Source organism: Streptomyces europaeiscabiei (genome assembly GCF_001550375.1).
Lineage (GTDB): Bacteria > Actinomycetota > Actinomycetes > Streptomycetales > Streptomycetaceae > Streptomyces > Streptomyces europaeiscabiei.
On sequence record NZ_LRTR01000602.1, the window covers coordinates 1 to 5,687 of the forward strand.

4 protein-coding genes are annotated in these 5,687 nt (G+C 74.0%); 2 read left to right on the top strand and 2 right to left on the bottom strand.

Features of this window, described 5'->3' with window-relative positions; translation table 11 throughout:
- Both AWZ10_RS28800 and AWZ10_RS28805 read right to left on the bottom strand, forming a co-directional pair.
- Nucleotides 1-475: alcohol dehydrogenase catalytic domain-containing protein (locus tag AWZ10_RS28800; RefSeq protein WP_208618566.1), on the bottom strand; the 475-nt coding region annotated here is incomplete at its 3' end.
- Between the two features lie 52 nt (nucleotides 476-527).
- Nucleotides 528-1,352 (bottom strand): IclR family transcriptional regulator, encoded by an 825-nt coding sequence (locus AWZ10_RS28805; protein WP_060892404.1) that lies wholly within the window; start codon nucleotides 1,350-1,352, stop codon nucleotides 528-530.
- 49 nt (nucleotides 1,353-1,401) lie between these two features.
- Here AWZ10_RS28805 and AWZ10_RS28810 point away from each other — a divergent pair, with 49 nt between their 5' ends.
- The gene (locus AWZ10_RS28810; protein ID WP_060892405.1) at nucleotides 1,402-3,114 is read left to right on the top strand and encodes an IlvD/Edd family dehydratase; all 1,713 of its coding nucleotides are present in this window, start codon (nucleotides 1,402-1,404) and stop codon (nucleotides 3,112-3,114) included.
- 656 nt (nucleotides 3,115-3,770) lie between these two features.
- On the top strand, nucleotides 3,771-5,687 hold a 1,917-nt coding region (locus tag AWZ10_RS28815), incomplete at its 3' end, for a winged helix-turn-helix domain-containing protein (protein WP_060892406.1).

The window sequence follows — 5,687 nt, forward strand, 5'->3', positions numbered from 1 at the left end:
CACGCAGCGCGTTGCCGCCCGGCTCCACGAGCGCGCCGAGCACGGCGTCCACGGAGTCGGGCAGGGCGTGCAGGGAGGAGGCCGGCACGGCGAGCCGTTCGGCCAGGGCTCCCGCACGGCCCCCGCGGATGCCGACCTCCCGGCGCCGCTCGCACACGTGCTGGTCGCCTCGGAGGCAGCGGCGGCAGTCCCCGCAGCCGAGCATCGTGTCGCCCATGACGCGCCGCCCGACCCAGCCGGGGTCGACACCGTCGCCGACCGCCGACACCCGCCCCGCCCACTCGTGGCCGAGCCGCATCGGGTAGGAGGCGTGCCCCTGGTGGAGGTAGGCCATCGTGCCGGTGAAGAACTCCATGTCGGTGCCGCACACCCCGACCCGCTCGACGTCGACGACGACTTCACCGGGCCCCGCCACCGGCGCCGGGAACTCCTGGACCTCGTACGTGCCGGGGGCGGTGAGGACGAACGCGCGCATGGGGTTCACAGATCTGTCTCCAGGAGCGGGTCGGGGCGCTGCGGCTCATGTGTCACCGGTGCGGCTCACCGAGGCGACCGAGGAGCGCGCGGATCTCGTCGAGCGCGTCGACCAGGGCCGCCAGGGGTGTCCGGTACGCCAGCGCGCTGACGCTCACCGCTCCGGAGGGGACCGTCGGCGAGGTGAGGAACACGGGCAGGGCGAGGCAGTTGACCCCGGTCTCGTTCTCCTGGTCGTCGACGCCGTAGCCCCGCCCGCGGGTGGCCCCCAGCTCACGGTGCAGATCGGCGGCCGCGCACTGCGTCCGCGGCGTACGACGCTCCAGGGGCGAGCCGCCTTTCCACGCCTCGACCTCCTCCAGGGTGTCCAACCGTGCGCTGAGCAGCAGTTTTCCGACGGCGGTGCTGTGGGCGGGGTTGCGCCCGCCGATCGTCGACGTCAGCCGGACGGCTCCGGCCGGCGGGTCGACCTTGGCGCGGTAGACGACCTCATGGCCGTCGAGCACCGCATAGTGCGCGGTCTCCCCGAACCGGTGCGCCAGCGCTTCGAGCACCGGGCGGACCCGGATGTGCTCGGGCCGCGCCTCGTGGTGGGCGAAGGCCATACGCAGGAACTCGTCGCCGAGCACATAGCGGCTGCCCGCGTCCTGCTCGGCCAGCCCGGCCCGGCGCAGCGCGCCGAGCGCCCGGTGCACGGTCGGCTTGGGACTGCCGATCACCCGGGTCAGCTCGTCGAGACCCACCCCGTCGGGATACCGGGCCAGTTCCCTGAGAACCGCCAGCACCCGGTCCGACCCCACAAGTCGGTTGTCCCCGGCGCCCGTCGGGCCGTCCTCACCGGGGGCTGTCGATCCCTCGTACGGCTGCGTATGCTTCATCGCGTTCCAGACTGTAGACCGCCGTACCGATTGCCGGAAGGGGCTCAGGATGACGCTCCGCAGTGCGCAGTGGTACGGGGGACAGGACCGCAACGCCTACATCCACCGGGCGTGGATGCGGCGGGGCGTGCCGGGCGACGCCTTCACGGGCCGGCCGCAGATCGCCATCGCCAACACCGCCTCGGACCTGACCCCCTGCAACGCGCATCTGGACGAGGTCGCGGCCTCGGTGCGCAACGGTGTGTACGAGGCGGGCGGCATCCCGCTGGACCTGCCGGTGGTGTCGCTGGGCGAGACGAACGTGCGGCCCACCGCGATGCTCTGGCGGAACATGGCCGCGATGGCCACGGAGGAGATGCTGCGGGCCAACCCCGTCGACGGGGTCGTCCTGCTCGGCGGCTGCGACAAGACGATCCCGTCGCTGCTGATGGCCGCCGCCTCGGTGGACCTCCCCGCGATCGTGGTCCCCGGCGGGCCGATGCTCAACGGCACCTTCCGCGGCGGCCTCCTGGGCTGCGGCACCGGGGTGTGGCAGTTGTCGGAGGAGGTGCGGGCGGGAACGCTCTCCCAGGAGCAGTTCACCCGCTCCGAGTCGGCGATGATCCGCAGCCGGGGGCACTGCAACACGATGGGGACGGCGTCGACGATGGCGCTGGTCGCCGAGGCGCTGGGCACGGTGCTTCCCGGTGTGGCGGGCACACCCGCGCCCGACAGCCGGCTCCTCGAAGCCGCGCACCGCACCGGTCGGCTGGCCGTGGACATGGTGGGCGCGGACCGGCGGCCTGGCACCTTCCTGACCAGGGCGTCCTTCCACAACGCGATCGTGGCGCTGGCCGCGATCGGCGGTTCGACCAACGCGGTCGTCCATCTCCTGGCGATCGCGGGCCGCCTGGGCATCGACCTCACCCTCGACGACTTCGACCGCGTCGGCTCCCGGGTGCCGGTCCTCGTGGACCTCCAGCCGGCCGGGCGCTTCCTCATGGAGGACCTCCACCGCGCCGGAGGGCTGCTCGCCGTCCTGCGCGAGGTCCGTGACCTGCTCGACCCCGACGCGCTGACCGTCACCGGTGAGCCGCTCGTCGACCACCTCGACGACGCCACCGTCTGGGACGCCGAGGTCATCCGCCCGCGCTCCGAACCGCTGGTCGCCGAGGGCGGCATCGCCGTACTGCGCGGCAACCTCGCCCCCGACGGCGCGCTCGTCAAACCGGCCGCCGCCTCCCCGCAGCTGCTGCGCCACCGGGGCCGGGCCGTCGTCTTCGACTCCATCGAGGACTTCCGCGCCCGCATCGACGACCCCGACCTGGATGTCGACGCCGACTCGGTCCTGGTCCTTCGCGGCTGCGGACCCAAGGGCTATCCGGGCATGCCCGAGGTCGCCAACATGCCGCTGCCGAAGAAGCTCCTCGAACAGGGCGTCCGCGACATGGTCCGCGTCTGCGACGGCCGGATGAGCGGCACGGCGTACGGCACGGTCGTCCTGCACGTCGCCCCGGAAGCCGCCGCCGGCGGCCCCCTCTCCCTCGTGCGCACCGGAGACTTCATCACCCTCGACGTCGGGGCCCGCCGTATCGACGTCGACGTACCCGACGACGAACTCGCCCGCCGGGAGCCGAGCCGGGCCACGGTCGACGGCTTCGCCGCCCCCCGGCGCGGCTGGGAACGCCTCTATGTCGACCATGTCCTGCAGGCCGACACCGGCGCCGACCTCGACTTCCTCATCGGCTCCAGCGGCTCCGAGGTGAGCCGGGAGTCGCACTGACGGGACGCCCGCGGCCGTGTACGCCTCGGCCCTCCCCGGCACAGGACGCGCGACAGGCCCGGGGCCGCCGTCCGTACCGCCGTGGCCGGTCGGGCGGGACCGAAGCGGGAGTGCGGGACGGCAACCGCGGCGCCACCGACGAGGAGGGGGCCGCGATACAGCCCACGCCCAAGGCGGCCTCCTGCTCCTCGTGAGCCGGACCCGACACCTGGAACACCTGGATCTTCTCCGGGGGCGGACGCGGCCGCGCCGGGTCGGTGATCGAGTACGGCGGGACACTCGGCGGCGGCCGTGCCAGGGTTGGACGGCCGTCGAGGAGGCGCTGAAGGGGGGCTGGCCTGTCCGCGCCGCGCCCGGGGAGGTGCCCGGCGTCGGCGACAAAGCCCGTACCGGGCGTGCGACGGACAGGCTCGCCGTGGCGGTGCCCGGCAGGGCCATCGACCCCCGGGCGCCCTCGGGGCTCCGGTCCGGCAGCGTGCGACCACCCGCCTCGGTGATGCCCGCCTGGGCGACGCCCGTCTCGGTCATGCCGGCCTGGGCGAGGAGATCGCGGGCGTGCAGACCGACGCGGCGCGCGGTCCCGGAGGAACGCTGGGATGCTGATGCTGGACGAGGAGAGCTGCCCGAGTTCTGGATGACCGGTGGTGGTGAGAGCCATGGCAAGGTCCGGGGAGAGGGGTTCGGGGCCGGCCGTCCCGTGTGCCGATCCCCAGGGCGACCCGTTCCTGCGCACCCGGTTCGCCGTACCGGCCCGGCCTGCCACGTTCCTCCGGCGAAAGCGCCTGGTCGACCACCTCGACCAGGCGCTGACGACCCCGTTGACCGTGGTCAACGGGGCCGCCGGCGCCGGCAAGACCCTGCTGGTCGCCGACTGGGCCGCGCATCGGGATCGGCCGGTCGCCTGGCTCACCACCGAGGCCGGCGACCAGGGCCCCGGCATGTTCTGGGCGTACTTCCTCCAGACGCTGCGCGCCGCCGGTGTGCCGCTGCCGCCCGAGATCGGCTGCCCGGCCGACGCCGGCCGGGTGGACCGCACGCTGCTGACGCGACTCGCCGCGGAGCTGGGCGCCAGGGAGCGGCCCGTGATCGTGGTGCTCGACGAGTACGACCGCGTGACCGATCCGGAGATAGCCGACCAGCTGGAGTTCGTGCTGCACCACGCGGCGCGGGGCCTGCGCCTGATCCTCGTCACCCGCACCGAACCGCTGCTGCCGCTGCACCGCCACCGGACGGCCGGCGACATGACGGAGATCAGGAACGCCGAGCTGGCCTTCACGCCCGAGGAAGCGGCCGTCCTGCTGGGCCTGCACGGCCTGCGGCTCCCGGTGACCGTCGCGGAGGCACTCGTGGAGCGCACCCGGGGGTGGGCGGCCGGTCTGCGGCTGTGCGCACTGGCCGCGGGGGAGAGCCCGGACCCGGAGACGTATCTCAAGCGCTTCGAGGCCGAGCGCACGGCCGTCGCCGACTTCCTGCTCGCGGAGGTGCTCGAACGGCAGACCCCTCAGACGCAGGATCTCCTCCTGCGGGTCAGTGTCCTGGACCGGTTCCGCCCCGAGCTGGCGGACGCGCTGACGGAGCGCGCCGACGCCGGGGGCATCCTGGCCGGGCTGCACCGCGGGAACGCGTTCGTCGAGGACCTCGGGCAGGCCTGGTACCGCCTCCACCCGCTCTTCGGGGAGATTCTCCGTGCCCATCTGCGGATGCGACGTCCCGGCCTGGAACCCGTACTCCACCGGCGGGCCGCCCAGTGGCTGCGCCGCTCGGGAACCCTCGCGGAGACGCTCGGCCACGGTGCCGCCGCGGGCGACTGGGAGTTCACCGCCGGCGCCCTCGTCGACGACCTCGCCATCGGCCAGCTCTTCACGGGCCTGCGCTCCGACGACCTCGCCGAGTTGTTCTCCCGCATGGGCCCCGAGGCGACGAGCCCCGCCGCGAACCTCGTACGGGCGGCCCGTGAACTCTCCCGACGCGAGCTCGACCGGGGTCTGACCCACTTGCGGCACGCGGAGCGGAGCCTGGTGGGCGAGGAGGAGCGGGCGGCGGCGGAGGACGAACCGGGTCCGGCGGCGGCCCGGCTGAGCTGCCTGATGCTGGAGGCGCTGGCGGCCCGGCTGACCGGCTCACCGGGAAGGGCGGAGCTGGCGGCCGGGACGGCCGAGAGAATACGGGAACAGGTCCCTGCCCACCTCCTGGACCAGCACCCCGAACTCACGGCCCTGCTCCTGTCCCACCTGGGCTCGACACGGCTGTGGGCCGGGAACCTCGACGAGGCGCGTGCCGCCCTTTCCCTGGTCGCCGACGGCTCCGGGGACGCGTCGACGGCACTGCCGCGCGAGGACTCCCTCGGCCGGCTGGCTCTCATCGACTATCTGAACGGCTGGCTCGGCAGGGCGGAACGCAAAGCCATGGCGGCACTGACGGTCGCCGAGCGGTACAGCCTGCCGCAGCCGTCCGACTTCGGCATCGGACGGCTGGTCCTGGCCGCCGTGGCCGTCGACCGGGACGAGCTGCGGCTGGCCCGGGCGCATCTCGACGCGGCGGCGGGCGCCCACCCCACCCTGCGGGACCCGGTG